Origin of the sequence: Priestia sp. RMT2NF4 (assembly GCF_047872835.1) — a bacterium.
GTDB lineage: Bacteria > Bacillota > Bacilli > Bacillales > Bacillaceae_H > Priestia > Priestia zanthoxyli.
Map to the genome: position 1 here is coordinate 986,537 of NZ_JBLQZO010000001.1, position 26,356 is coordinate 1,012,892.

General features: G+C 38.6%; 29 protein-coding genes. 7 read left to right on the forward strand and 22 right to left on the reverse strand.

Features of this window, described 5'->3' with window-relative positions; all coding sequences use genetic code 11:
• Positions 1 to 12: 12 nt before the first annotated feature.
• From ACMX9J_RS05000 to ACMX9J_RS05030, 7 genes are all read right to left on the reverse strand, one after another.
• The gene (locus tag ACMX9J_RS05000) at positions 13 to 1,314 is read right to left on the reverse strand and encodes a pyrimidine-nucleoside phosphorylase (RefSeq protein WP_013057477.1); all 1,302 of its coding nucleotides are present in this window, start codon (positions 1,312 to 1,314) and stop codon (positions 13 to 15) included.
• 182 nt (positions 1,315 to 1,496) lie between these two features.
• Positions 1,497 to 1,820, reverse strand: coding sequence for a hypothetical protein (locus ACMX9J_RS05005; protein ID WP_221818108.1), 324 nt, complete (start codon positions 1,818 to 1,820; stop codon positions 1,497 to 1,499).
• Between the two features lie 5 nt (positions 1,821 to 1,825).
• The gene (locus ACMX9J_RS05010) at positions 1,826 to 2,770 is read right to left on the reverse strand and encodes a sugar-binding transcriptional regulator (RefSeq protein WP_026106623.1); all 945 of its coding nucleotides are present in this window, start codon (positions 2,768 to 2,770) and stop codon (positions 1,826 to 1,828) included.
• A 138-nt stretch (positions 2,771 to 2,908) separates the two neighbouring features.
• Entirely contained in the window at positions 2,909 to 3,883 is a 975-nt protein-coding gene (locus tag ACMX9J_RS05015) for an HNH endonuclease (protein ID WP_416225490.1), read from the reverse strand.
• A gap of 38 nt (positions 3,884 to 3,921) precedes the next feature.
• Complete coding sequence (locus ACMX9J_RS05020; protein ID WP_416225491.1) at positions 3,922 to 4,248, reverse strand: phosphoribosyl-ATP pyrophosphohydrolase; 327 nt, start codon at positions 4,246 to 4,248, stop codon at positions 3,922 to 3,924.
• Positions 4,249 to 4,611: 363 nt separating this feature from the next.
• Positions 4,612 to 4,923, reverse strand: a complete 312-nt coding sequence (locus tag ACMX9J_RS05025) for a hypothetical protein (protein WP_028412954.1) — start codon at positions 4,921 to 4,923, stop codon at positions 4,612 to 4,614.
• Between the two features lie 306 nt (positions 4,924 to 5,229).
• Positions 5,230 to 5,418 carry a hypothetical protein gene (locus ACMX9J_RS05030; RefSeq protein WP_016764545.1) on the reverse strand — a complete coding sequence of 63 codons (189 nt, stop codon included), beginning with the start codon at positions 5,416 to 5,418 and terminating at the stop codon, positions 5,230 to 5,232.
• 467 nt (positions 5,419 to 5,885) lie between these two features.
• Here ACMX9J_RS05030 and plsY point away from each other — a divergent pair, with 467 nt between their 5' ends.
• A complete protein-coding gene (plsY, locus tag ACMX9J_RS05035; RefSeq protein WP_063247784.1) occupies positions 5,886 to 6,473 on the forward strand; it encodes a glycerol-3-phosphate 1-O-acyltransferase PlsY in 588 nt (195 codons plus the stop codon).
• A gap of 296 nt (positions 6,474 to 6,769) precedes the next feature.
• Complete coding sequence (htpX, locus tag ACMX9J_RS05040; protein ID WP_014459652.1) at positions 6,770 to 7,642, forward strand: protease HtpX; 873 nt, start codon at positions 6,770 to 6,772, stop codon at positions 7,640 to 7,642.
• 42 nt (positions 7,643 to 7,684) lie between these two features.
• Here htpX and ACMX9J_RS05045 read toward each other — a convergent pair whose 3' ends face one another.
• Positions 7,685 to 8,671 carry an MBL fold metallo-hydrolase gene (locus tag ACMX9J_RS05045; RefSeq protein WP_416225492.1) on the reverse strand — a complete coding sequence of 329 codons (987 nt, stop codon included), beginning with the start codon at positions 8,669 to 8,671 and terminating at the stop codon, positions 7,685 to 7,687.
• A 307-nt stretch (positions 8,672 to 8,978) separates the two neighbouring features.
• On the opposite strand from ACMX9J_RS05045, the gene ACMX9J_RS05050 reads away from it, so the two are divergent.
• Positions 8,979 to 9,302 (forward strand): YnfA family protein, encoded by a 324-nt coding sequence (locus ACMX9J_RS05050; protein WP_014459650.1) that lies wholly within the window; start codon positions 8,979 to 8,981, stop codon positions 9,300 to 9,302.
• Positions 9,303 to 9,365: 63 nt separating this feature from the next.
• Here the strand turns inward: ACMX9J_RS05050 and ACMX9J_RS05055 are convergent, their stop codons facing one another.
• The 5 genes from ACMX9J_RS05055 to ACMX9J_RS05075 all read right to left on the reverse strand — a co-directional run bounded on the left by ACMX9J_RS05055 (position 9,366) and on the right by ACMX9J_RS05075 (position 14,466).
• The gene (locus ACMX9J_RS05055; protein ID WP_081213998.1) at positions 9,366 to 9,566 is read right to left on the reverse strand and encodes a hypothetical protein; all 201 of its coding nucleotides are present in this window, start codon (positions 9,564 to 9,566) and stop codon (positions 9,366 to 9,368) included.
• 133 nt (positions 9,567 to 9,699) lie between these two features.
• On the reverse strand, positions 9,700 to 11,103 hold the full coding sequence (locus ACMX9J_RS05060) for a suppressor of fused domain protein (RefSeq protein ID WP_251439885.1): 1,404 nt from the start codon (positions 11,101 to 11,103) through the stop codon (positions 9,700 to 9,702).
• 219 nt (positions 11,104 to 11,322) lie between these two features.
• The gene (locus ACMX9J_RS05065; protein ID WP_251439882.1) at positions 11,323 to 12,606 is read right to left on the reverse strand and encodes an ABC transporter substrate-binding protein; all 1,284 of its coding nucleotides are present in this window, start codon (positions 12,604 to 12,606) and stop codon (positions 11,323 to 11,325) included.
• Positions 12,607 to 12,676: 70 nt separating this feature from the next.
• The gene (locus ACMX9J_RS05070) at positions 12,677 to 13,504 is read right to left on the reverse strand and encodes a carbohydrate ABC transporter permease (protein ID WP_013057493.1); all 828 of its coding nucleotides are present in this window, start codon (positions 13,502 to 13,504) and stop codon (positions 12,677 to 12,679) included.
• The gene (locus ACMX9J_RS05075; protein ID WP_028412947.1) at positions 13,504 to 14,466 is read right to left on the reverse strand and encodes a carbohydrate ABC transporter permease; all 963 of its coding nucleotides are present in this window, start codon (positions 14,464 to 14,466) and stop codon (positions 13,504 to 13,506) included. Before ACMX9J_RS05075 ends, ACMX9J_RS05070 begins: the two co-directional genes overlap by 1 nt.
• Before the next feature lie 230 nt (positions 14,467 to 14,696).
• Between ACMX9J_RS05075 and ACMX9J_RS05080 the strand changes: the two genes are divergently transcribed.
• Entirely contained in the window at positions 14,697 to 15,536 is an 840-nt protein-coding gene (locus tag ACMX9J_RS05080; protein ID WP_416225493.1) for an SDR family oxidoreductase, read from the forward strand.
• 70 nt (positions 15,537 to 15,606) lie between these two features.
• Here ACMX9J_RS05080 and ACMX9J_RS05085 read toward each other — a convergent pair whose 3' ends face one another.
• The 7 genes from ACMX9J_RS05085 to ACMX9J_RS05115 all read right to left on the reverse strand — a co-directional run bounded on the left by ACMX9J_RS05085 (position 15,607) and on the right by ACMX9J_RS05115 (position 22,142).
• The gene (locus tag ACMX9J_RS05085; protein WP_014459643.1) at positions 15,607 to 16,938 is read right to left on the reverse strand and encodes a TIGR00366 family protein; all 1,332 of its coding nucleotides are present in this window, start codon (positions 16,936 to 16,938) and stop codon (positions 15,607 to 15,609) included.
• 127 nt (positions 16,939 to 17,065) lie between these two features.
• Entirely contained in the window at positions 17,066 to 17,551 is a 486-nt protein-coding gene (locus ACMX9J_RS05090; RefSeq protein WP_155010067.1) for a GNAT family N-acetyltransferase, read from the reverse strand.
• Positions 17,552 to 17,655: 104 nt separating this feature from the next.
• Complete coding sequence (locus ACMX9J_RS05095; RefSeq protein ID WP_063247778.1) at positions 17,656 to 17,889, reverse strand: hypothetical protein; 234 nt, start codon at positions 17,887 to 17,889, stop codon at positions 17,656 to 17,658.
• 100 nt (positions 17,890 to 17,989) lie between these two features.
• Complete coding sequence (locus tag ACMX9J_RS05100; RefSeq protein ID WP_013057499.1) at positions 17,990 to 18,175, reverse strand: DUF4083 family protein; 186 nt, start codon at positions 18,173 to 18,175, stop codon at positions 17,990 to 17,992.
• A gap of 92 nt (positions 18,176 to 18,267) precedes the next feature.
• The gene (locus tag ACMX9J_RS05105; protein WP_014459640.1) at positions 18,268 to 19,374 is read right to left on the reverse strand and encodes a CapA family protein; all 1,107 of its coding nucleotides are present in this window, start codon (positions 19,372 to 19,374) and stop codon (positions 18,268 to 18,270) included.
• Between the two features lie 313 nt (positions 19,375 to 19,687).
• The gene (locus tag ACMX9J_RS05110; RefSeq protein ID WP_033579343.1) at positions 19,688 to 20,932 is read right to left on the reverse strand and encodes a YeeE/YedE family protein; all 1,245 of its coding nucleotides are present in this window, start codon (positions 20,930 to 20,932) and stop codon (positions 19,688 to 19,690) included.
• Between the two features lie 172 nt (positions 20,933 to 21,104).
• Positions 21,105 to 22,142, reverse strand: coding sequence for an EAL domain-containing protein (locus ACMX9J_RS05115; RefSeq protein ID WP_155010066.1), 1,038 nt, complete (start codon positions 22,140 to 22,142; stop codon positions 21,105 to 21,107).
• A 199-nt stretch (positions 22,143 to 22,341) separates the two neighbouring features.
• Between ACMX9J_RS05115 and ACMX9J_RS05120 the strand changes: the two genes are divergently transcribed.
• A complete protein-coding gene (locus ACMX9J_RS05120) occupies positions 22,342 to 22,674 on the forward strand; it encodes a hypothetical protein (protein WP_416225494.1) in 333 nt (110 codons plus the stop codon).
• 36 nt (positions 22,675 to 22,710) lie between these two features.
• Here ACMX9J_RS05120 and ACMX9J_RS05125 read toward each other — a convergent pair whose 3' ends face one another.
• Positions 22,711 to 23,883, reverse strand: coding sequence for an iron-containing alcohol dehydrogenase (locus ACMX9J_RS05125; protein ID WP_028412939.1), 1,173 nt, complete (start codon positions 23,881 to 23,883; stop codon positions 22,711 to 22,713).
• A gap of 85 nt (positions 23,884 to 23,968) precedes the next feature.
• Positions 23,969 to 24,859, reverse strand: a complete 891-nt coding sequence (locus tag ACMX9J_RS05130) for a LysR family transcriptional regulator (RefSeq protein WP_034268834.1) — start codon at positions 24,857 to 24,859, stop codon at positions 23,969 to 23,971.
• Between the two features lie 218 nt (positions 24,860 to 25,077).
• Between ACMX9J_RS05130 and ACMX9J_RS05135 the strand changes: the two genes are divergently transcribed.
• Both ACMX9J_RS05135 and ACMX9J_RS05140 read left to right on the forward strand, forming a co-directional pair.
• Complete coding sequence (locus ACMX9J_RS05135; protein ID WP_013057506.1) at positions 25,078 to 25,224, forward strand: hypothetical protein; 147 nt, start codon at positions 25,078 to 25,080, stop codon at positions 25,222 to 25,224.
• Between the two features lie 167 nt (positions 25,225 to 25,391).
• On the forward strand, positions 25,392 to 26,303 hold the full coding sequence (locus tag ACMX9J_RS05140; RefSeq protein ID WP_033579347.1) for a DMT family transporter: 912 nt from the start codon (positions 25,392 to 25,394) through the stop codon (positions 26,301 to 26,303).
• Positions 26,304 to 26,356 lie beyond the last annotated feature (53 nt).

A 26,356-nucleotide genomic window follows, 5' to 3' on the forward strand; every position in this document is an offset into this window, starting at 1 on the left:
CCTCTCTCTTTCTTAATGAATTTCTTTATAAATTAACGTTGGAGCTTCTACTTTTTCAGCGACCGTGCTGTAAGAATCATAAACGATATCCATTACTTCCTGTACATCCTCGCTATTGCTGTGGATTGTAACAAGAGAGTCGCCTTTTTTCACTGAATCTCCAACTTTTTTATTAAGCATAATACCAACTGCTAAGTCGATTTCAGATTCTTTTGTTGCACGTCCTGCACCTAGCTTCATTGCTGCTACGCCAATTTTTTCTGCAACGATTTCTGAAATGTATCCATCTTCTTTTGCTGGTACTTCAATTTTGTGCGCTGCATCCGGTAATTTAGACGGATCGTCTGCCACAGAAGCGTCTCCGCCTTGTGCGCTTAAGAATGTTTTAAATGATTCTAATGCTTTTCCGTTTTTAATTACTTCTTGAAGCATTGCACGCGCTTCGTCTAAGCTGCTTGCTTTTTCAGCAAGTACAACCATATGACTTCCTAATGTTAAGCAAAGCTCCGTTAAATCTTCAGGGCCTTCGCCTTTTAACGTGTCGATTGCTTCTTTCACTTCAAGCGCATTACCAACCGCAAAACCTAGAGGCTGGCTCATATCTGAAATGATTGCTTTTGTGTTTCGGCCTACGCCTTTTCCGATTTCAACCATTGCTTTTGCTAATTCTTCAGCGTCTTCAAGCTTCTTCATGAATGCGCCGTTCCCCGTTTTTACGTCCAAGCAAATGGCATCTGCTCCAGCGGCAATTTTCTTACTCATAATTGAGCTTGCAATTAACGGAATCGAATCAACCGTTGCGGTTACATCACGAAGCGCATAAAGTTTTTTATCCGCTGGCGTTAAGTCTCCGCTTTGGCCGATAACGGCAATTTTATTTGTATTTACTAAACGAATAAATTCTTCGTTTGTAATTTCAACGTGGAAGCCAGGCACTGCTTCAAGTTTATCAATCGTACCGCCAGTATGTCCTAAGCCGCGGCCAGACATTTTAGCAACCGGTACATCAACCGCAGCTACTAAAGGTCCTAATACAAGTGTTGTTGTATCACCTACGCCGCCTGTGCTGTGTTTGTCTACTTTAATACCTTCAATTTTTGATAAGTCGATTTGATCGCCTGATTCAACCATTGCTTGCGTTAAATTTACGCGTTCTTCCTGCGTCATTCCTTGAAAGTAAATCGCCATCGCAAATGCCGATAGTTGATAATCAGGTAAATCCCCTTTTGTATAACCTTCGATAATAAAATCGATTTCTGCTTTATTTAATTCATGTCCATTACGTTTTTTTTCAATTAAGTCAACCATTCTCATGACGTTTTCCCCCTAAAAGTATCTGCATATTGTGCATCCACTAAAACGTTTTCAACAACTTACACCCTTACTATATAATAGCTTTGAACAATTGTAAACAGATATATTTACATTTGTTCAAAAATATTTATAGCTGCTGTTTTAGTGAATAAAAAAAGACTTCCGCACTCGGAAGTCTTCCCTTATTTTTCAGCTTTTATCACAAATGACAATACGATTCTGTACTTATTCTTTACCTTTTTATAAGGAATCAATACATATGGCTGAACAGGCGGCGTAAATTGTTCAATTCCTTTTTGATTAGCATCAGGAGAAAAGTACATTCTTCCCCACCGTTTAATGATATAGCCCGTGGTTCCTTTAGCAATTACCCCGTCTTTTGAGACATCTGTTTGAAAAGGATACCTGTTTCGCTGTGCCTGCAGAGATGACGCCGAATAAGATGCAATATCTTCTACTATTTCAATGCGATGAAGCTTTTGCTCTTGAAAAAACAGCGTCTTCATCTCCTTTACTCTTGTTTATCTAATAAAAAGCGCGCCGTGAACTGATCAGTAACGAGTACATTTGCAAATTTCCCTTGCAGCGCTCCGTAAATGCTGTCGATTTTCTGATCCCCGCCAGCTACTAAAATGGCGTACTCTTTCTTCTTAAGCTCCTCCAAATCAAGTCCAAGCGTCCGTTCATCCAGGCTTTCATTGCAAATTTGTCCATCTTTATCAAAAAAGCGTGAACAAATGTCTCCTACCGCTCGGGAGGAAATCATCTCTACATCTTGTTCGGAAAAGTAGCCAAGCTGAAAAAGCAGCGAATCCGTTTTGATGGGGCCCGTAGTAAACACGGCAATGTTGGCTTGCTTGCCTAAATCTAAAATGCGCTTAATATGACGATCCGTTTCCATTGCTTTTTTGACTACCACGTGATCGACAATCACAGGCAGAGGAAGATGCATAGGAGGCGTATTGTATGCCTTTCCAAATAAGTACATAATTTCAGAAGCATATGTGCTCGTTTCCGAATGGCTTACTCCGCCTTTTAACTGCACAACCTGCACGTCATTCACATACTTTTGTTTTAAATCGATGGCCACTTGATAAAGAGTTGTTCCCCACGTCACCCCAATAATATCTCCATCTTTTACGATGTCATAGAGATAGTCAGCTGCTGCCACGCCTAGATGACTTTTAATAATGTGATTTTCATATTGAGGCACCGGTGTGACGATTGCTTTTTTTAGATTGAATTTTTGTTCAAGCTGAGAAGACAATTTTTCACTATTGATAGATGAATCCACAATTTTAATTTGAACAATGCCTTCTTCTTTTGCTGTCTGCAGCAATCGAGAAACCGTAGGCCTTGATACACCAAGCTTTTTTGCAATTTCACTTTGATTATAATCAAGAATATAATACATCCTTGCCGCTTCAATCACTTTATTAAATTTCTCTTGATCCATCTCCATCGACTTGTTCTCCCTTACCTCATGAATTTCTTATCCCAATTTTACCAAACTTATGTCTTTAGTTTACTTGTTTGATGAACAAAATTTCAAGAGGGGATTTTGTAACTGAGATGAAAAGAGAAATACTCGGGTTTAAGAAGACCAGTTTTCTACGTATCCATTCATTCCAGCATACTCATAAAGAGCTTCTAATTTACGCTCCGAATAATAGTTAAAATCATTGTGAACTGCTGTTAATTTAAGATTCTCATTACGAACAAACATCTTCTCAAGATATAAGCTCTTAGCAAGTTTATTGCTCTTTTTTGTGTTGCAGCTTTGACAGCTTAGCACCAAATTCCACATATTATCTGATTGGATATAACTCCATGGAATAAAATGATCTACATGAGTAGCGATGCGTTTATCAGAAAGAACTTTCCCACAATAAAAACATTCTTTTGTTTCATATTTCCAAAGGATGTTATAGAATGCATGCAGCGATTCGCGTTTTGATATATTTTCCACTTTCAACAAGACATCTTCCAACTTATTTTTGTCATTATGCTTTTCTAAAAATTTCGCCAAATGATAATTGGTTAAATGAGTAACAATTTGTCTATATTTTTGTAAAAAAATATAGATACTGCTATTAAACTTTATGTATTCTGTTCTTTTATCAAACTCATAAACAGAACCTTCCATATCTCCGTATAACGCCCCTACTACATACCTTGCCCCCACTTTTTTAGTTCTTTCTACTAATTGCAATTGAAGATTACTTGGTAAATGATCAAATACTACTTTATTGGGGATACCATGCATTAACTGAAATTCCTTTAACTCTTTTTGAATTCCAGCTTGTCTGTTGGACGTATTTAATTGATTCAAATCATGATGAATAACCAAGTTCCAATATATTTTAGCAAATGAAAAATACACTTGATCAAACGTGAGGACTAACCGATTGTCAACATTATATAGGTTTTCAATTAAAGCTTTCATCAATCCATATTTATATGTTGTGGTAAAGTGACCATTAGCGAAAAATTGATTAATGATCTTCCAAATTTCTTGTTCTGTTAAATAAGTTTTTTTTATTTCTCCTACTTTTAAATTGAAACTCACCTGCCACCGCTCGCTCCTTCCACTATTGCACCACCAAACTACGCTTCTTCTGTTTCCACTAAATAAATTCGACCATCAAACTTCCCGCGCTCCTTCGCCTTCTCCTCACGCACTTTCTCCAGCTGTTCTGGCGTGGCTCCGTGCACAGCTGCTAGCGCCTGCATAACTTCCAGTAAATCTGCGAGTTCTTCAATAGCATCTTGATGGGTTTGGGCTTCTATGTATTCTTGAAGCTCTTCTTTTGCCTTTTCCTTCAGCTCATTTTGATACTCCTCTCGCTGCAGCACGCGTGATTTGAAGGTGTTTCCACTTTGCTCAATCATTGTTGGAATTTTATCTCGCACTAGCTTGTTATAAGTAGGCATTATTTTTTCCTCCATCTCTTACCTTTCTAGTAAACTAGTATCTTTCAAATTCTGCTTTGTTTCCGTTAAACACATTTAAATCAATAAACGTTTCTTTACCTTTATAGCCGCTGGCACTCATTGCATTTGGAATTACCCAGCCTATACTCCATAGTAGAAATATAAAACTTACAAGAGCGGCTAATATAACTCCTACGGCAAGAAATCTGTTCTTCTTTTGATTTTCTTTATCTATTGTGTTTACCCCCTTTTTTAGAAAATACTTCTAATATTCTAACATAAAAAGGATTTTTCAAAGCAAAAGAGCCTACCAGTCTTTATTTGGAAATATAAAAAACCACCTAAAATCAGGAGGCTCTTCTTTTATGCTGCGTCTTCAGATGGTTCATTATCTTTGGCTGCTTCTATAAGTAAGAAAATAGCCGTTAAGATGTGCATGATCATGCCGACAATTGGAATCCACGCAATAGCAGAACAGACAATTCCCATGATATGCCCTGTCCGAACTTTGTTTGTTTTAATCGCAAATACTAAACCTACAATATGCAATGCGAGCATTAAAATAAGCGGCGTGTAGGCTAGGCCAATAACCAAGGTCCCGCCTAGAATTGGAATCCCCCAAAGAGCCTCTAATCCTCCGCTGACCCATTTCAATATACGACTTGTTTTTCCCAATGTATCCTCCCCCTTTGTCTTCAATGTATGCACAGAGGTTTTGTTTCTGAACGGTTGTATATGAAAAAAGTGGCAAAAATACGTGTACTAAAAATAAATCGATAGTCCCATATAAAGATACGTTTTTATACGGGACTAGTGTAGTAGTGGAAAATGAATGAGAGGAAAAGGCTTTGTTTTACATGTAATAACGAGGAGCTCTTCGTCGAGAGAATGAAGTAAACATCAACAAAGAAGCCGAACTCAAAATGTAAGCTCGGCTTTTTCTTATATGATAAATAGAAGTATTATAAAATGTTTTTTGTATTAGTGTTCTCGACTCTTCTCAAATTTTTCAACAGCCTCAAAATCAAGCTCGGCTGATATCCAATCGCCTTTTTCCGGGAATTCTAGATTTCGAACGACTATTTTATTCGGCCCTTTTTTTTCTAAAATTTTCGCCTGGCAGTTTTTGTACATAACTACTTCTCGTTCTTTGATATCTGTCCACAACAAGTGCAGAACCCCTTTCAATTTTAAGAAGTTAATATTTCGAAACACTGTTTTACATTTTATTATATTTTTTTGGATTTGTTAATTTTTTTGTCTTGTTTTTCATAAAAAAATGATCAAAACGCTTTTTCCTACTACAATATACCCAAAATATCTTTTAACCTTTAAATATTTATGTTATATTTTTAAAATTGTATTACAAGTTTTTTTGTTTTTGCCTTTTCGTTTCTTCTCTTTTCTTCTTTTTACATATTCATAATAGACATATCAATCTATACTAATACGTATTAAGGCTTAAAAGTTCAAAAATATCTTAACATACTAAAAAGCATTGGGTTGTTCCACTAGAAATCCAATGGAATTTACAAAAACTCCACCGAAAAAACTAGAAGCCTTTAGCCATACAAAAAACTGCTTTTACCGCATTTATATTTTAATGAATACTAACAACACAATTTGAGGTGCCAATAATGAACGTACTAACAAACGCTATAATTATCTTATTAGCTTATTTAATTGGATCAATTCCTTTTGCTTTAGTGATTGGAAAAGGGTTTTACAAAACCGATGTTCGTAAGCACGGAAGCGGTAACTTAGGAGCTACTAATACCTTTCGCACTTTAGGAAAGAAAGCAGGTATTATAGTATTGATCGGCGATATAGCAAAAGGCTCGCTAGCCGTCTGTTTACCGCTTATGATGAATAGTCACTTGCATATGCTTGTCCCTGGATTTATTGCTATTCTTGGACATAGCTATCCGGTTTTTGCAAAGTTTAAAGGAGGAAAATCTGTAGCGACTGCCGCTGGTGTATTCCTTGCATTTTCACCATTAGCTTTCATTCTAGGGATTCTTGCTTTTTTAATTTCTCTCAAAATTTCTAAATACGTATCCTTATCTTCACCTATTGGCGCATTGGTTGCCTTTTTAGCATCAATTTATGTAGGTGATGTTGTACTAATCGTATTTGCAGCCGTTATTTTTGTTTTCATTACATGGAAGCATATTAAAAACTTCAAACGAATTAAATTAGGTACAGAGCCTAAGGTTAATTTTTAAACGTCATGAAGTTATTGACTAGTAATCTTTAAATATGTTTACCAAAAAGGTGTTCATGAGTTGAACACCTTTTTTTATTATTTTAGTACGCCTTGTCCCAAGATAGACGTAAATTATGAAATTTATTTTTAAAAAACGCTCTGGATTATAGAGTAAACAATGCATTCCATTTGATATTTACAATTTAACTACTTAACATAGTAATCTTTTTAGTAAATTTGAATAAATAAATGAAACCTTTCCTCTCTACTAACCGTATACCTATCATGCACGTATTAGTTAAAGGAGGAAGACTTGTGCTAAAACGAATTTCACTGTTTATTTTCGTTAATATTTTAGTATTAATTACAATCACAACGATTACATCTTTATTAGGTGTTCAAAGCTATATGGGAAGCGGCGGTTACGGCGGCCTGCTGGCATTTAGCGTCATTGCCGGCTTCAGCGGCGCGATTATTTCTCTTATGATGTCACGCTTAATGGCAAAGTGGATGATGGGTGTTCAAGTTATTGATGAACGTTCCCCTCAAGGTGAATACGAACGATTTGTTTTAGAAGAAACGCACCGACTTGCATCTGTGGCAGGATTAAGAAAAATGCCTCAGGTCGGAATTTATCACTCAGCCGAAGTTAACGCGTTTGCAACAGGGCCAAGTAAAAGACGCTCGCTTGTTGCCGTTTCAAGCGGAATGCTGGAACGAATGGACCGCGATGCGATCAGCGGCGTTATCGCTCACGAAATAGCGCATATTAAAAGCGGTGATATGGTCACAACTACGCTTCTGCAAGGAGTATTAAATACATTCGTTATTTTCTTCTCTCGTTTAGTAGCCAAAGCGGTGTCAAACTTTGTGCGAGAAGAGTTTGCGATGGTTGTTTATTTCCTTACATCGATTGTATTTGAGATTCTCTTTAGTATCTTAAGCAGCCCAATTATTTTCTGGCATTCAAGAAGACGTGAATTCAAAGCTGATGAGCTTGCAGCTAAACTCGGCGGCAAGGAAAAAATGATTTATGCATTAGAATCGCTTCGTCATACTACTTCATTAGTAGATGACCGTCAAAAATCAATTGCCGCTTTTAAAATTAGCGGTAAAGAAAAATTCTCACGCTTATTTTCTACTCATCCACCGCTTGAAAAACGCATTGAGCGCTTGCATTCACTATAAGCAGACAAAACCAGCTTCTTTAAAGAAGCTGGTTTTTTTATGTTATGACTGAGGAGCAAGTACGCGTGCAGCTTCCCACAGTAAGACGCCGTCTTTATTTTTTGTTAATTCCACGTAGCCTTCTTTTTCTAGATACGTAAGCTGGCCGTACACTTCTGAGAAAATAAAGTCAGGTGCTTTTTGATACATATCCGGGAAAAATGCAGCGCTGACTTCAAGCGTTGTTTTCTTTCCTTCCCCCATCGCTTGTAACACGCGCAGCGCCCATTTATGCTGCTTTTGAATACGTTCCATAATTAAAGAATGAATGTCACTAAGCGGTTCACCATGACCGCTGTAAATCAAATCAATGTCGTAGTTCAACGTTTTTTCTAGAGACGCTAAGTAGTCCAATAGCGGCGTTGGCTTAGGGTTTTGAATAGTTGGCTCTAAATACGGGTTTGACGGGACTTTTGGCAAAATATGATCTCCGCCAAACGCGACTTTTTCTTTTCGATTGTAAAACATCAGCTGACTCAAAGAATGTCCCGGCGCTTCAATTACTTCCCACTCATTCGCATACGGAAGTGTATCGCCTTCTTTTAAATAGCCTGCCAGCTTCTGCCCTTTAGGTGAATATACTTGAATTGCAGCCGTTGCTTTACGAAGCCATTCTTCCATTACATCATCACTGACTCCAAACTCCGTAAGAAAATTACGATATAGCTCACTATGCTGCTGAACAAACTCTTCATCTTGATAAATCCAAGGCTCCACAAGCTTATGACCGTAAACCGGTATATCACTCGGCAGCCATTCTAAAAATCCAGTGTGATCCGGATGCTGATGAGTCAGAATAACTTGTTCAATATCCGTTACTTTATATCCTTCTTTACGAAGCGCCTCTTCAAAAACGCTCCACGCTTCTTTGGTTTTCATACCTGCATCAATTAACGTTACCTTGTCTGCTTTTAATAAAAACACATTCACTGGTCCAATTGGAAATGGCGTAGGCAGTTCAATGCGTATCACTTTATGATCTAAACTCATTTTACCAAACCCCTATATCTGCATTCTTTTTACTTTTTTATACTGTTAAACGTCTTATTCTTTTAATTAGTCAATTTCCTGCTAACGTCTACCTGTAAAAGTACTCTGAGGAGCAGTCATTACATAGCTCTTTGCACTCGTACAAACAGTCACATAAACTCATACTATTAATAGTTTAGCAGGTTTGAAGACAAATTGATAAAGGAATGCTTTCCAGTGCGCTTATTTAAAGCAAACGAATGGTTCATCAAACGAAAAAAGTAAGATAGAATAAAGAGACGAAATGATGATATAAGGAGTATAGGTTATGATTAAAGCGATTTTTCTTTTTATCTTAGCAGGTCTTGCTGAAATTGGCGGAGGCTATTTGATTTGGCAGTGGCTGCGCGAAGGAGCTTCGAGCTGGTTAGGACTTCTGGGCGGTATTGCTTTGGTGCTGTACGGCGTCATTGCTACGTGGCAGTCGTTCCCTGACTTTGGACGTGTATATGCAGCTTACGGCGGTATTTTTATTGTTTTAAGCCTGTTTTGGGCGTGGTGGGTTGATAAAAAAATGCCCGATACATACGATTGGATTGGCGGACTTGTGTGTCTGATTGGCGTAGCGGTTATGCTTTGGCCAAGAAGTTAAGTAACCACACAGGAAAGAGCGCGCTTTCTCCCTTTTTGTAAGAAGAAGCAAAATAAAAAGAGGCTAGGACATAACGAGTTGAATCCAATCTAAAGACGAACAAATGAGAGACATGAGCTGAACCGCTTGAGACACCGCCGTTGATTTCCGTGCAAGACTTCGCTTTCCGCGGGCGGACGCTGAGCCTCCTCGTCGCTTACGCTCCTGCGGGGTCTCATCTGTTCCGCTTTTCCCGCAGGAGTCTTCGTCTTGCCCTCCAATCAACGGCTAGAAGAATCTAAACAGGTGAAACCTACGTTTACCCTAACAAAAAAACGAACCACTCATCAACATGGTTGATAAATGGTTCGTTTTTCACTTCGTCTAACATACTTTTGTCCCAGCCTCTTTTTATTTATCACTTATTAAATCTGCCGAAAAAGCCTTTTCTTTTTTCCTTAAACGTATTAGGTCTATGTAAGTTAAATAAGTGTTCGATGCCATTTTCCATCATCTTTTCTAGCAACGCTTCTTGTCCATGCTGGAAATAGTACTCCATTTCTTCTTCGTACAAAGGGAGAAGCGTATGGAAATAGACTGGCCACTCTCCGTGGGTTTCTTTTCCGTTTTCAAGATACGGCATCATAAATGCCTCTTGGCACTGCGGCAGAGGCGGCACGACCATAACACCACAAAAGCCGCTTTCTGGTGAATACGGTTGAACCTGTAATGGCAGCTTCACTTTTTCACCTGTTAACGTTCGTTCATAGGTATCCACGTAGCGATCCAGCTCTTGATTTGGAAATACCATCCACTGACCAATCCAATTCATATGGTTTACTGCAAAGCTTCCTACTTGATGCATGACTTGTGGAATCCAGCTGTACCTTTTATCTTCAAACGGATCTTGATCTGCATGCATCACCAGTTCAACGTACGCGCTGTCTAATCCAGGGGGTGTCGGCAGGCGAAGCGTACTATAACCATGTGTTGCGACCGTATAAAACGGCACTGATTCTGTAGGAGCCATTTCATAAAAACCTGCCTCTGTCACCTCAGCTGATTCTGCTTCGACACGGCGGATAATCGGCCCATAATATGCTTGTAAGTGAGCTTCCACATCCTCATCGAGCGATTCCCGAACAAATGGATTTAACTCTTCAACTGATGCTTCTTCTTCTTGTGATGACCATACTTCATAGAAAGTAAAACCGGTTAAATCACTTTGAAGGATATAATCGCGTACGTCATCTGATACATAAATTTCTTGAGAGATTATTGGAAAATCTCCGAAACGATGCTTGGTTGATTTTGTACGGAAAATATGACTCTTTTTCAATTCGTTTTCTATAAATGCTATTTGTTCAAAACCACCAAACTTATTAGGTATCGAATTTTCATAATCAATACATTCTAAAATATTTGTAATATTAATTGCATAATAATTATCATCATTATGAACTACCTGTAGTATTTCAGCACTGTCTGTTAAATAACGGTCTAAATGCTGAGTAGCCTTTTGTGAGAAAATAGGGGGATTCGAACGCCCTTTATATGTTATATAGTCCTTATACTCTCCTTCTTGAAAAGTTTCCATTACAATAGATTCCCAGCTGTGCTGAAGAGACTCTCCCATAAGTCCCCTATCAAAAAAATCTTCATTCTTTTGTTTATTCTTTGCTGTCAGTTGAACAGCTTCGTCGGTGCAATACATTTGCCATATTTTCATCAGATCACCTAGTTCTTCATTAAGCTTTTTATATGTACTTACACGCTCTTTTGCATAAGCAAGCAGCGAACTTGCTTCATACACTTTACCCATTAAATTCCCTCTTTTATCACTGTAATTAGAAAACCATCAAACTTTTTGTATTTAATCAAATTTTTCCCTATATTATCCATTATAAAGTTTCAGCTAACCTATCTAAATAGGAATATCTAACCTTTTATACACAATTAATTTCTATAAAAAGGATAAAGATACAAAAATATTACATTTTTGATTCCACAAAAAAAGACAACCCAAAGGTTGTCTTTTCCATTACTTCAACTCAGCCCATCTTTTATCTAATGATTTTAACAGCTCATCTTCAGATGTTTGGCCGCCGATGTATTCTTGTACATCTGCTCCAAATTTTTGCGTTACGCCTTCAGGGAATTTTGTCCATTCCCAAGGAAGCGTTTTTTGATCCTTAGAATATTTAAGAAGTTCTTCACCTAAAGGTCCGATGTCTTTTGCTTCGATTGACTTAAAGGCTGGAATGTACTTGAAGTCTTCTATTAGCGCTTTTTGACCTTCTTTAGATGTGACCATCCAGTTTAAGAAGTCTTTTGCTGCTTTTTTATCTGCCGCTGGTGCTTGTTTGTGAATAACCCAGTTGCTTGGAACGTCAATTGCAAGCTTGTCAGATGCAGCTGCATCGTCGCTTAGCGGCATAGGTAGAATCCCTACATCCATGTTCGGCGTAATTTTATCAAGCATTGGCTGAATCCAGTTTCCTTGCTGAATCATCGCTGCTTCACCGTTCGCAAATTTCGTTACTTGCGTGTTATAGTCCGTCGTTAACGGATTTTTATTTCCATATTTCACTGTTAAATCAAGCAGCTTTACATACTGTTTGAACTGCTCGTTTCCTGCAATTTTCGTACTGCCGTCATTTAATCCTTTAATAAATGCATCCGGATCTTTTTGACTGGCAAATGGAATGTTTAAGCCGTGGTTTCCAAGCACCCACCACTCGCCGTAGCCGATAGAAAATGGCGTAATACCGGCAGCTTTTAGCTTTTTAGCCGCTGCTTCTAATTCCGAATATGTTTTTGGAAGTTCTTTAATGCCTGCTTTTTTGAACAGTTTTTTGTTATATGTAAATCCATAGCCTTCAAGACTGATCGGCTGTCCATATACTTTACCGTCCATCGTCATTGGAGTAAGTGTGTTTTCGTACGCGTCATCAATCCAAGGCTGATCCGATAAATCTTCTAATTTATTTTTCCACGTTTTCGCCTCTTGATATCCTCCGTTTGTGAAAAGGTCAGGTGCATTGCCCGACGCAAACTGCGCTTTTAAAGCTGCTGCACCGTCAGCTCCTCCACCAACCGTTTGGATATTGAACTTCACGTTTGGATGTTCTTTTGTATATTGATCAGTTAGAGCTTTTAGCTGATCTGCAATTTCTACTTTTCCTTGAAATACATCTACTACTACTTGATCTCCGCCGCTTTTTTTATTACCAGATGCGCTTTCGTTTGAACATGCGGTTGAAAATAACAGCGTAGCCGATAAAACACCTACTGCTAAAGGCCATTTTTTCATTTTAAATGCCATTTTCCGTTCCTCCCTATTTGCTGCTGGTTTTGATGCCTCAGCCTCAAAACCAGCCCTGTTGCCGCTTCTATTATTTAATTGAACCGCTTGTAATTCCTTTAACAATGTGTTTTTGCATTGCAAAGAAGAAGATTAATAGCGGGATAATACTGATTACAAGTGCTGCTAGTGCTAAATCCCACTGCTTTGTATACTGACCAAAGAAGAAGAATGTCGCAAGCGGAATCGTTCTTAGCTCAGGATCTTGCAAAACAAGAGACGGAAGTAAGAAGTCATTCCAAATCCATAGGCTGTTTAAGATGACGACAGTCACTGTAATTGGCTTTAATAACGGGAATACAATTCTCCAGAATACGCCTAGACGTGAGCATCCGTCGATGATTGCCGCTTCTTCTAGCTCAACTGGAATTCCTTTAATAAATCCGTGGTATAAGAAAATCGTCATACCTGAACCGAAGCCTAAGTACATGATCACAATACCCCAAATGCTGTTTAACAGATTTAAGTTTCCTGCTACTTTTACAAGTGGAATCATGATGGATTGAAATGGAATAACCATTGCCGCTACGAATGCCATAAAGATAATGCTGCTGATTTTTTTCTTTGTTCGAACCAGCATGTAAGCTGCCATTGAACAGAAGATGACTAGAACTGCGTTACTGATGACTGTAATGATCAGCGAGTTGCTAAGCACTTTTAAGTAGTTCATTTGGTTAAATGCATTAACAAAGTTTTGAAACTGAATCGTTGTTGGCAGTGCCGATGTGTTTGATAAAATTTCTGCAAATGACTTCAGTGAGTTTGAAAGCACGTAATAAAAGGGAACCAAGAACACCAGTCCAAGCAGGACCGCTAAAATTTCAACAATAAAGGTTTTGCTCGTATATTTGTTTCCCATTACGATTCAACCTCCTTCTTCTTCGTGTATGTTACTTGAATAATCGTAATCGCTGCTACGACGATGAAGAAAATTAAGGCTTTTGCTTCACCTAGACCGTATCTGTTATTCACAAATGCTTCTGTATAAATGTTAAGCGCTAACATTTCTGTTGATTTGAATGGACCACCGTTTGTTAATGATAAGTTGACATCAAATACTTTAAATGACCATGAAATCGTTAAGAATAAACAAACCGTTACTGCCGGCGCTACCATTGGAATTGTAATGTGACGAAGAATTTGCCATCTGCTTGCTCCGTCAATTTTTGCTGCTTCAATCAGCTCTTGCGGTACGTTTTGCAGTGCTGCTGTGTAAATAAGCATGATATAACCTGCTCCTTGCCATACACTTACAATCACGATGCCCCAAAATGCTGTTTTTGCGTCTCCCAACCAAGGAAGTTCAAAAAGCGAGATTCCCGTGATTTGTCCGATAGATGCAAATCCTTTTACGAAAATGAACTGCCATACAAATCCTAGTAAAAGTCCGCCAATTAAATTCGGCATAAAGAAAACCGTACGTAAAATATTTCGTGTTTTTAACATTTGAGTAACAAGGATTGCTAACACGAACCCAACCACATTCGTTAAGATAATCGCAACGACCGTATATTTTGTTGTGATCCAAAACGACTGCTGAAACTGCTTATCTTCGGTGAACAAGTACTTGAAGTTATCAAGCCCCACCCAGTTAATCGTGCCGTTTACTCCGTTCCAGTCTGTAAATGAGTAATAAATCCCTGTAAAAAATGGTATAAGTACAATCACACAAAACGCTAAAAGTGCGGGCCCTACAAATAGAGCAAATAAACCTGCATTTTTCAAATTTTTACGTTTTTTCGTATTAACTGATGGTTCTCTTTTAAGTTCTTGCTCTAAAGGAACATATTCTGTCTCCTGTAATTTACTTTGGCTATTCATCTTACTAGCACCTCCCTATGTCTTATTTTAGCGAAATCCGCTATTTATGAAACCGCTTTAATTGACGAGTAGGGTGTAAAATATTGACCTTTGTGCAACATTTTCTCCCCTGTGCACATTTTACATACTTTTCTAAAGCATGAAAGAAATAAAAGAAAAAGCTAGAAGTGGACGACATATCTTCTTATCTTATACACTAGAAAAAAGATGTAGTTGGGAGGAACATACTCATGACAGCAAAACGAGCGCTAATTACAGGTGCCAATTCAGGAATGGGGCTGGCCACAACGATTGAACTAGCTAAAAAAGGCTTCGAAGTCATTATGGTATGCCGAAATGAAGAAAGAGGAAATGCCGCTTTAGAAGAAGCGAAACGCCAAAGCGGATCGGATTCCATATCTCTTATGACCTGTGACCTAGGTTCTCTTGACAGTATCCGGGCTTTCAGTGAAGACTTTACGTCTCGCTACAGTGTACTTGATGTGCTGATTAATAACGCGGGCGTCGTGACAATTAAGCGGGAAACAACACAAGACGGATTTGAAATGATGCTTGGTGTCAATCATTTGGGTCACTTTTTATTAACTAATTTACTTTTAGATCCGCTGAAAAAATCTCAACAGGGACGCATTATAAACGTTGGATCCGGTGCTCATAAAGCGGGAAAAATAGACCTCAACAACCCTCACTTAACAACAGGATTCGGAATATGGCGAGGATACTCTCAGTCTAAATTAGCAAATAACTTATTTACGGTTCATTTAAGTAAAAAGTTAAAAGACACCTCTGTAACCGTAAATTGCCTTCACCCCGGAGCCGTTTCTACCGCTATCGGCGTTAATCGTCAAACAGGTTTTGGAAAAAGCGTTCACGCCGTGCTTCGCCCTTTCTTTTTAACACCTCTTCAAGGTGCCGAAACAGCTATTTATTTAGCTGACAGTCCTGAAGTGACGCATATTAGCGGCGCTTATTTTTATAAAAAACGCGTGACTCCTCCTTCTTCAAAAGCAAAAAATGAGCGGCTTGCAGAAGAATTTTGGGACTGGAGTGCGCGCGAAGTTGGTTTATAAAGTAGATAGATACGCTTGGGAAAGAAAAAAGTAATGAAAAAAGGTCAGCTTTTCAGCTGACCTTTTCGTATTAAAAAAACGTTAGTCCTATAGCAAAAATAAAGCCTGATACAATTAAGGTCGTCACGCAGTAGCCCATTATATCGCGTGCTCCGAGCCCTGCGATAGCTAGTGCAGGTAGTGCCCAAAACGGCTGCGCCATATTCATCCATGCTTCTCCGTAAGCAATGGCCATCGCAGCGACTCCCGGATCTACGCCGAGCTGTTCAGCTGCCGGCATAATAAAAGGTCCTTGTACAACCCAGTGTCCTCCTCCTGACGGAACAAAAAAGTTCACAACGCCAGAACTTAAAAACGCAAGAAACGGAAATGTCGTTTCATTTGAAATCGAGATAAATGCGTTTGTTAGCTTCCCGCCTAAGCCTGATAGCTCCATCATGCCTTGAATACCTGCGTAGAATGGAAACTGAATCACAATCCCAGCGGTTCCTTTCGCAGCATTGGAAACGGCATTCATATAGGATAAAGGCGTGCGGTGAAGTAAAATACCCGTCGTAAAAAACAATAAATTCACTGTGTTGATATCCATTTTAAAACCGTTTGTAGCAAAATAATAAATTAAATATGAATACCCAAGAAGTGCAATTGTTAGACTTAAAAACCTGCTGTTCTCCATGCGTACAGCAAATGTTGGCTTAGAAGAAGTTGTCTCAACAACTGTAGCCGGCGCCATTTCATCTTCTGCCAATAGTCTTGGATCAATTTCTACCACTTCTTTTCCCGTCGGCATCATCAGTCTTGTCATAATAGGCAGGACAATCAACAATCCGAGGGTAATAAATAAGTTGTAGCCTGTAAAAATTGTGTCTGAGAGTGGAATAAGTCCAGCCGTTTTTTCCATTGGGTTTCCAGGTGTAGCAGCGACAAGAGGAATCGAACCTGACAAGCCTCCGTGCCATGTTAAAAACCCTATGTAAGCACAGGCAATTAAAAACCGATAATCAGATCCCGGCACGCGTTTCGCTACTTCTTTCGCAAACAGCGCACCTACAATTAAGCCAAACCCCCAGTTAATCATACAAGCCATGGCTGCGCCTAGCGTGACCAGAATAACCCCTTGCGCCGGAGTTTTGGCTAACAGTGCTATGTTTACAAGCCACTTCTTTACAAGCGGCGAGCTAGCAAGCGCATGCCCTGTGACAAGCACTAAGCTCATTTGCATCGCAAATGCAAGAAGGTTCCAAAAGCCGCTTCCCCAAAACTGAACCATCTCAATCGGCCCGTGAGGAGTAAAAACAATACCTGATACAAATAAAATCAGCGTCAGGATTAAAGCAAATACAAACGGATCAGGTAAAAAGCGCTGAACAAGCGCCGTGAAGAAATTAGATAACGCTTTCATTTTACTCCTCCTTTACAGGAATACTCCTGTGAATAAATGTCGACAAGCATCTTTAATTATACATAATTTGTTGAAAATTGTTAATATTTAGTTTAAATAAAAAACCCTTCTGTTTTCCAGAAAGGTTTTACACACTAAACGTTTGAATAAGAGTTGGCTCTCCGTCAAGTTCAATTTTCTTTTCTTGAAAGGAAATATGTAAGCTTTCATAAATATGTTTCCAAAATGAAATAGCCCGCTTATTGCCTGCAAGCTCAATAATCATATACGTTCCTTTTCGATGAGAGAAAATGTCTTTTACCGTTTCAGAAGCAATGCCCTGCTTTCGGTATTTGTTTAAGATAAAAAAATCATTGATGCAGTAATCTGCTTCTTGCTGAAGTGCGGGCTGTTCAAGAAGTAAAAAAAAGCCCGTCAGCTTATCATCTACTTTAATAAAGTATGGCGAGAGGCCTTCTACTTTCCAAAACAAGGGCAGCTCTTCAAAATAAAAAGCTCCATCTTCGCGAATATCTAAAGAAGGTGTATACGCAGATAAATCATGGAGATAAAGAGAATACAAATTTTGCAAAACGCCCGCTTGGCTTTTAGGTACTTTTTCAATCGTAAGCATTCTTAGTTCATCTCCTTCTTTTCCTATCATAAGGGTTTTTTGTGAAAGTTTACAGTAAAAATGTTTGAGGCAAAGTGAAGATAGATAGTCAAAAAGCTCTTTTTTTATTTTGTAGATGTATGAAACGCAATAAAAAAACGATCATCTCCGGTACTGTACGCTCCGTCTGATAATCGTTTTTTATGTTTTGTGTGCTGATGCTGAAGTTTTTCCTTCTTTGTTTTGGTTTTGCGCGTTTCCATGTCTGCAAATATAAACAGGCTGCGGTTTAATTCTGGATTTCGTTTTCCTTCACGCGTCATTTTATCACGCATTTTTTTTGCTTTTGACTTTGCCATGTAGCTTCCTCCCTATATAAACGATGTATACACATCTTACTGCTTTTTTATAAAATGTCAAGTTCAGAAGCACTGATGTGTTAACAGTGCTTCTGTATAGTCATGACTCTTTATTTTTCAGCATATCATCTAATTTTTGCTCCATTCTCTGAAGCCTTTTTTCATTTGCCCCCTGCTTTTGAATCAACCTTTTTAAGCCTATAATAAATGCAATTATTACTCCTGCTATTCCTATCAGGATCAGCAGCATAAGAATTTGAAAAATAATATCACCTATATTAACCATAGTTCCACCTTTTATCTATTTTTTTACATTATATCATTTTTTTAGTTATTTCTGCTTTATTTTATAAAAAAAAGCTCTCAGTGCTGAGAGCTTCATTTACTATCTTCATCGTAGACCGTCCACTTTTCCTGTTTGATTTGATTGGAAACATCAATCAGTTTATTTTTCACTCGATCCTTTTCTGCTCCTGTTAAAGGCGTAGGTCGGTAGTCGTTTCGCGCCGTTGTGGAAGAAATGCGGAATGGAATCACATTGATGTCTTTATTAGTCGTTAGCTTTCCATCTTTAATCGTAAACGTCTGCTGAAATACAAATGTATCCTTATCACTTGGATTTTTGTTTCCGCCAAACATAAAGTTTCCTAAGCTATAGACAATAAATTTATTTTTGTATTCTTCAATTCCTTGAACAACGTGAGGGTGATGACCTAAAATCAAATCTGCTCCGTTATCAATTGTATACTTCGCCAGTGCCTGCTGCGCTGTATCAGGAACATAGTGTCGTTCAGATCCCCAGTGGAAATGCACAATAATAATTTTAGCGCCTTTTTCTTTTAAAGACTTAATTCCGTCTTTAATCTGACTTCTTACTTCTTTTGTGTCATCCCAGCCCGGATATCCAAGCAATCCTACTTTGACTCCCTTTACCGTTGTAATATATGTATCTTCATAGCCAAAATAGCCTATTCCGCTTTTCTTTAAGTTTTCTCGTGTATCATCATATCCTTGCTGTAAATAATCATGCGTATGATTATTAGCCAAGTTAACGGTTTCAATACTTCCTTGTTTTAAAATATTTACAAACGAAGGATCACCTTTAAAACGAAATGTTTTACTTGCTTTTTCCGTCGCAGTTGTCAGCGTTGTTTCTAAATTAACCGTTGTTAAGTCATCTTGCTCAAAGATCGATTTTACATTTTGCGTAAAATACGGCAGGCCATTTCTTGCTGCTACGTCGTTAAAAGTAGAATCGTACCCAAAGCTTTCATCGTTTCCTAAGGTAAAATCTCCTGCTGCGCTAACTTTAATAGTTGTATTGATTGCGTCTTTTTTCTCTTTTTTACTCGCTTCTTCTTTAGACTTTACTGTTTCTTCTTTTTTCTGCGGCTCAGAAGAGGTTTGTTCTCCTGCTCCTCCGCACGCTCCCAATAAAAAACACAAACTTCCATAAATAACAGCTTTTTTTAAATACTTGTTCATGTAACGTTAAAACCCCTTTTTACGTTTTAATAACTGTGTCTGGACTTGGTGTTTACTGCTTATTTCGCCAAATACATACAATTCTCCTGTTTTATCGGCAAAATAAGTGAAATTTTTATAAAAAAAGGAAGTTTTTATATTCTTTTTGGGTTAGAACAAGAGGATTTGGCTAAGAGAAAAGTAGCGCAAACGCTGCGGATAAAACTGATGAGCTGTACTAAACTTCAAGTGATTCACAAAATAGCAGAGCGATTCCAAACGGCACCTAAAATAAAAACCTCCTTTGCTCATGCAAAGAAGGTTTTATTTAAACTTAACAAATCGAATCATTAGATTTAGGATTTTTGAGTCCAAATAACGGGCGGATAAATAGTGCTAAGCCTGTGCCAAGCATTGCCATAACCATCCATACCCATCCATGAAGACTAAATGAAGCAATGCCGCCAAAGTAAGCGCCAATGTTACAGCCAAAGGCAAGACGCGCACCATATCCCATTAAAAGGCCTCCCACAACAGCTGCTCCTGCAACGCCAGGTTTAATCTTTCCTGGTTTGAACGTTCCTTGCGCCGTCGCTGAAATGAAAGCGCCTAGTATGATCCCAAAATTCAATACGCTGGTAGAGTCTGCTAGCACACTTTGCGTTAGCGCTTCTCCATTTGCACCTTGGAAAAATCCCCAGCTTGATACATCTATTCCAGCTGCCATCATTGCTTTTCCGCCCCATAAAGCAAAAGCAGAAGTAATACCCCAAGGATTTCCTCTTACAGCCAGCGTTAATGCATTTAATACAGCCAGCACAATCGCTGCAGTGAATAGAGGCCAAGAGCCGCGAATGATCTTTTTCCACCCTTTTGTCGTAGGAAGCTGCTTCATCATAGGCGGATTTTTCTTTTTGGCAATTTGAATCGTAATCCAGTAAATCGCTGCAAACGCGATAAGCTGTACAATCCAAGCACCAAAATAACCAAGGCCTGTCGATTCAGCTAATGAAATAGGAGGAAGCGAAGGTTGTTTTTGCCAAAATGGCAAATGATACGCCCCGAACATAGAGCCTACAATAAAGGCTAAAAGCGTTAAAATCATGGAAGAAGAGCCACCGCCTAACGAATACAGCGTTCCTGAGGCACATCCATTTCCTAGCTGCATGCCAATTCCAAACATAAACGAACCAACTATCACGCTGACTCCTACAGGTGAAACATATCCTTTTGGCGTTACCCCTGTAAAGCTAAAGCCTGTACTTAAAATAATAGCAAACAGCGTTGACGCAATCGCTAGCATAAGCATATGCGCTTGCAAGCCTTGAACGTTGCCGACAGATACGAGTCGGCGAAATGCTGATGTAAAGCCAAAACGTGCGTACAGAAGCGTCATTCCTAGTGCTAGACCGATAATAAATAACACACCTTGCGTCCAATCAGTCGTTAGCACAATCGCTAGAAGTAAAATAACCGCTGCTATAACCCCTCCTGCAAATAACGGCTTTTGCATAGGGCTTAATTCTGTTACAACAGTAGTTGGCTTTGATTTATATGATGAGTGCAACGTTTGTGCCAAATCATCCACTCCTTTTCTGATAGAAATACTAAGAATTAATATTTATCATCTTATAGCACTTCCCTTTCTCTGTAAACTATTTAGCAAAATGAAAGTGAATTGTTTATTTTTTGAGTATTCTTACTTTCATTCATACAAAAAGCAGAAGTTTCTGTTCTTCTGCTTTTGGCTGCTAAACGTAAATAGAATGAATCTCTTTTAACGGTTTAGGATTAGGCTTTGCAAAATAATACCCTTGAAACAAATCATACCCCATCTCTATCAGGCATTTTAAATCTTCTTCTGTTTCTACCCCTTCTGCAAGAGCCTGTGCCCCCATTTTATGGGTGATAGCTAACATCTCTTGGGCCACTTTTTTCTGTTTCTCATTCTTACTGACTCCGTTTGTGAATTCAAATGCCAATTTCACGACGTCAGGCTCCACTTCTAAAAGCCGATTCAGCGTATTATAGCCAACTCCTACGTCATCTAGCGCATATTTAAATCCGTGGGAGCGATAATAATTCAAAATGTTTTTCAAATGCTCAATATCTTGAACATCCTCCGTTTCAATCACTTCAAACACAATTTGCTCGGGCTTTATATTCAATTCTTTAATTAATGTAAATGTAGATGCTAAGCAATGCTCAGGATTATATATTGCTGTAGGAATAAAGTTAATAAAAATCAGCTGATGATCAATAATACTAGCATTTTTTACAGCTTCTAAGCGGCAGGCTCGGTCAAGAGCGAAGGTTTTATTTCTTATTTGAGCAGCTTCAAACATTTTAAAAGGAGGTATAATACTTCCGTCTTCTTCTAATCCTCTTGATAAAATTTCGTGGCCAACGATATGCACGCGTTCATGATTAACCGATACAATCGGCTGATAATACGAGCAAATTCGCTTGTCTTCAATCAGCTCATCAATCCACAAGGCATCTTTCATTTTTTGGAAAGCGGTGATTGGCTCCATACGCCGCAGGTTTTCAAACGGGCTCCGCTGCTTGGCTTCTACAGCCCACACATGCCGAGGGTCTAGATGCTGATGAACATAATCCATAAAACTCCAAAAGATATCTTCCCTCATCCAGATCATATCTTCTCCAAGAGTCTTCCATTGGTTTTGAGAAATATCTTTAAAGTATTTTTCCAATTTCTTCACATCCCTTGATTGCTGAAAAGAAACCGTATATCCTGTCCTAATTGGCAGACACGCGTCGCACCCCATAGCTCATCTTCTCCCTCATTTATCATCAGTTTTTTGTATGTATACACGGATAGTTCTTAGGAACTATACCACTTTTAAGAAACTTGCAAACCCTATTTTTCCGCTAAAATAGAATGTACCAAAAAGTTTTGGTAAAATGATAGACGTGTTTTATTGTCTACATCATAAGACGCACTTGATAAAAGGAAGTGAACTATACATGAGCAAAAACCGTTTTACGAAGTGGTTTTTATTTTCTTTACTACTCTTTGCCTTAAGTACTGGAGCAATGTATTATACGCTCTATATATCGTACTGGGCGTATTCTATTAAACTGTTTTTAATTGTGGTGCCGCTCTTTACATTATTATCGGTTGCTTTTGGTTCGTTGGTAATCGTTCATGAGCGCAAAAGAAAACGCGTATTTCAGCTACAAAATGAAGGAGGCATTTCCAAAAATACGTTTATTCAAGGTTTTTCCGAAATAACGGTAGGAGCAGGCTGCATCTTGGTGTGCTTTTTTCTCTTTCTTTATTTTCTGATGGATTATTAAGTACATATAAAAAAGACGAGCAGGCAGCTCGTCTTTTTATTTGGATCTTTCTAGAATATCTCGAACGCTTGCATAATCAAGCTCTTTATAAGTACCAACACCTGGTTTTACAAAGGTCTTTTCAACAATCGCATCAAATTCAGAGTCATCAATATCATAGTCACGCAAGCTGTTCGGGGCTCCTAAGTCATTCCAGAAAGTGCGAAGCGCTTTTGCACCTTCCATTGCTGTTTCTTCATCGCTTTTTCCTTCTGGGTTGATGCCAAATACGTTTACAGCCAGTTGTTTTACACGAGAAGGATCTTCTTTTAGCACATGCTCCAGCCAATTAGGGAACAAGATAGCAAGGCCGCCTCCGTGGGGAATATCATACACGGCCGACAAAGCATGTTCAATACGATGAGTAGCCCAGTCTCCCCCGTCCGTTCCGTTTGCTAAGCTTCCGTTAAACGCCGTCGTGCTTATATACATCATCGTTTCACGATACTGATAAGAAGTCAGATTTGTAAGAAGCTTAGGACCTTCTTGTACAGCTGTTCTTAGCAATGATTCAATAAAACCGTCGATCATCGGCGTATTTTCTGTGCGGTGAAAATAGTGTTCAAGCGCATGCGACATACTATCAACAATTCCATAGACTGTTTGGTCGCGCGGCACTGAAAACGTGTACGCCGGATCTAAGATAGAAAAGACGGGAAATACATGAGAAGACGTCCAACCTAGCTTTTCTTTTGTTTCCCAATTTGTAATAACAGAAGTTGAATTCATTTCAGATCCTGTTGCCGCAAGTGTTAAGACCGTTCCAAAAGGAAGAGCACCTGTAATCTCTACTTTGCGTGTAATTAAGTCCCATGTATTCCCTTCGTACACGGCTCCAGCTGCGATAGCTTTTGTACAATCAATCACGCTTCCTCCCCCAACGGCTAAGAGAAAATCAATGTTTTCTTTTTTACATATGTCAACGCCTTTAGCTACCGTAGTCAAACGAGGGTTCGGTTCTACACCAGACAGCTCGTGAACAACTGCGTTAATAGACTGAAGTTCAGCTTTCACTTCGTCGTATACGCCATTTTGTTTGATGCTTCCTCCTCCGTATACTAACAGAACGTTTACTTGTTTAGTGTAAGAAGCAAGCTCTTGCGATAGCTTCGTAATTTGATTTTTTCCAAAGTATAATTTGGTAGGATTGTGCTGCAAAAATATATTCATGTTCTACACCTCTAGTTTTCTTTTCTTGTAAAAAGTGTATCACGAAAGCAGCTTCATCATTATTGAAGATTCTCTATATCTATTATCAATATTTTTGATAACCTTCTTGTACAAGTGAAATGAAGTGTTGAATGGGTGCCGTCAGCCATTTTTTCTTTTTGAATATGAGCTGTGAATAAAGATAAAATTCTTCATGGTCAAACGGGATTTTAATCAGTTTTCCATTTTCAATCTCTTGTTTTACCGCTATTTCTGGCACAAGAGCAATACCTAAATTATCCGCTACGCACTGTTTAATTGCTTCAAGACTGCTAAATGAAATCACCGATTGCATATGAATACCCCTGCTGCGCATCATCTCTTCTAAAAGAGTACGATAAGGGCAGCCACTCTCGGTTAAAATGATGGTTTCACCTTCAAACTCTTCCATTACAACGTTGTTTTTTTCACTAAAAAAATGCGAAGGCGAAGCAATCATAACCATGTTTTCTTTTCGAATAGGAATCACTTCTAAACTTGAAGAGGTTTGAAGGCGATCAAGCAAAACGGCTACGTCATACTTTCCGTCAATAATCCCTTGTGTTAAATTTGGACATAAACCCGCTTCTAGCATAATCTTTAGAGAAGGGTGCTGCTTTTTTAATTCACGAATATACGGTGTAATAAAATAAGCGGCCAGCGACTCCACGGTTCCTATTGAAACTGTTCCTCTAGCATCTTCATTCGTAGTAAGGCGCTCTTTTGCTTCATTTAATAACTCGGTTACTTGATTCACATAATAAAGCAATTCTTCACCAGGCTGAGTCAGCTTCATTTTTTGTCCTGTTCGTTCAAATAGTTTTTGACCGTAATGATCCTCTAATTTTTTTATATGAGTGGTAACGCTTGACTGAGCATACCCTAACTCCTCGCCCGTTCGTGTATAGCTCCCCCACTTCGCTACTTCTTTAAATGTATATAAATAGTTAATATCCATGTGCTGCTCCTTATGTACTGCTGTTTTGTTTCGTTATCCATATGCTAAAGCTGTTCTTAATCAGAACCTATACGTAAATAGAATCACAGTACAGTATAAGCGAACTTGTTTTGCCAAGCAATTTTATCAACCTTAAAAATTCTTTTTATATTAGGCAATTACGTCGTTTTTTGTTCATAGAATGAAAAACAAACTTATGAAAAGAAAGGGTGTATCTCGTGACAGCCTACAAAGAAGTGCTATATAAAGGAAAACGCTTTGTACTGATTCACGTATATGATTCAGGGTACTGTGAAATTCGACCGATTGATCATGCTTTTAAAGTCGAACTTGTGCGATTAGATGAGATAGAACAATGTGGATAACAGTCATGAACGCAGCCATTGCAGCTGCGTTTTTGTTTGTATTATAAACAAGTGGATGAGATAAAAATACCTGAATTGGCTGGCCTTTTACATAATTTCTTCCTGTATACTTTGTAACTAAGGATATCCGCACTTATTTACTTTTTATACTTACACGAGGTGATGACATGAAAAAAGGCTGGCTGGAATGGATATTATTATCCGTTGCGTTAATTTGGGGAGCCAATTATACAATCGGAAAATTTGGAGTTGCTCATATGTCTTCTATCCAATTTAGCGCGCTGCGTTTTATAATGGTTGCTCCTATTCTTTTACTTATTACAGGAATCGTAGAGCGAGGCATTCGGATCGAAAAGAAAGACTGGGGACGTTTAATAGCGGTCAGCATAGTAGGCGTTACACTCTATCAAACGCTGTTTATGGTATCTGTTAAATATACGACAGCTACAAATGCTTCTTTACTTATTTCGATGTCTCCTATTTTCACAGGAATCTTAGCTATCTTATATAAGCATGAAGCTTTTTCGTTAAAAACACAGCTAGGCTCTGTGCTTGCTTTTTTCGGTGCTGCGTTTGTACTGCTGTTTGGTCACTCTAGTCATGCGCTGTCGCAGCTTGCATGGTTCGGAAATATCATGGGGATTGTAGCGGCCGTTGCGTGGGGCTGGTATCCAATTTTAGCAAAACCTTTAGTCGTAAAATATTCTGCTTTGCGCGTAACTGCCTGGTCTGCTTTGATCGGAGCTATTCCTCTTACTGTCTACTGTCTTTTCACCTATCAAACGCTTATCTGGCCAACAGATATAGGCAGCTGGAGCTCTTTGGCATACTCTGTTTTGTTCGTGACGGTGTACGGGCTGGTAATGTGGTATGTAGGAATTGGAAAAATTGGATCTACAAAAGTAATGGTTTACATGTATGTTATTCCTTTGTTCGCCGTTGTCTTTGCTGCTGTAGCCATTGGAGAAACCATCAATTCCATGCAGCTGCTTGGAGGACTTATTATTTTTAGCGGTTTGTATATTGTTAAAAAAAGCCCTGCTCCTAAAACAGCTCTCAAACTTAAAAAAGCAAACTAAAAAGAGTAACGGGTTCGGTTGATGCAAAAAAACAAGCTAAAAGCCATGTAATT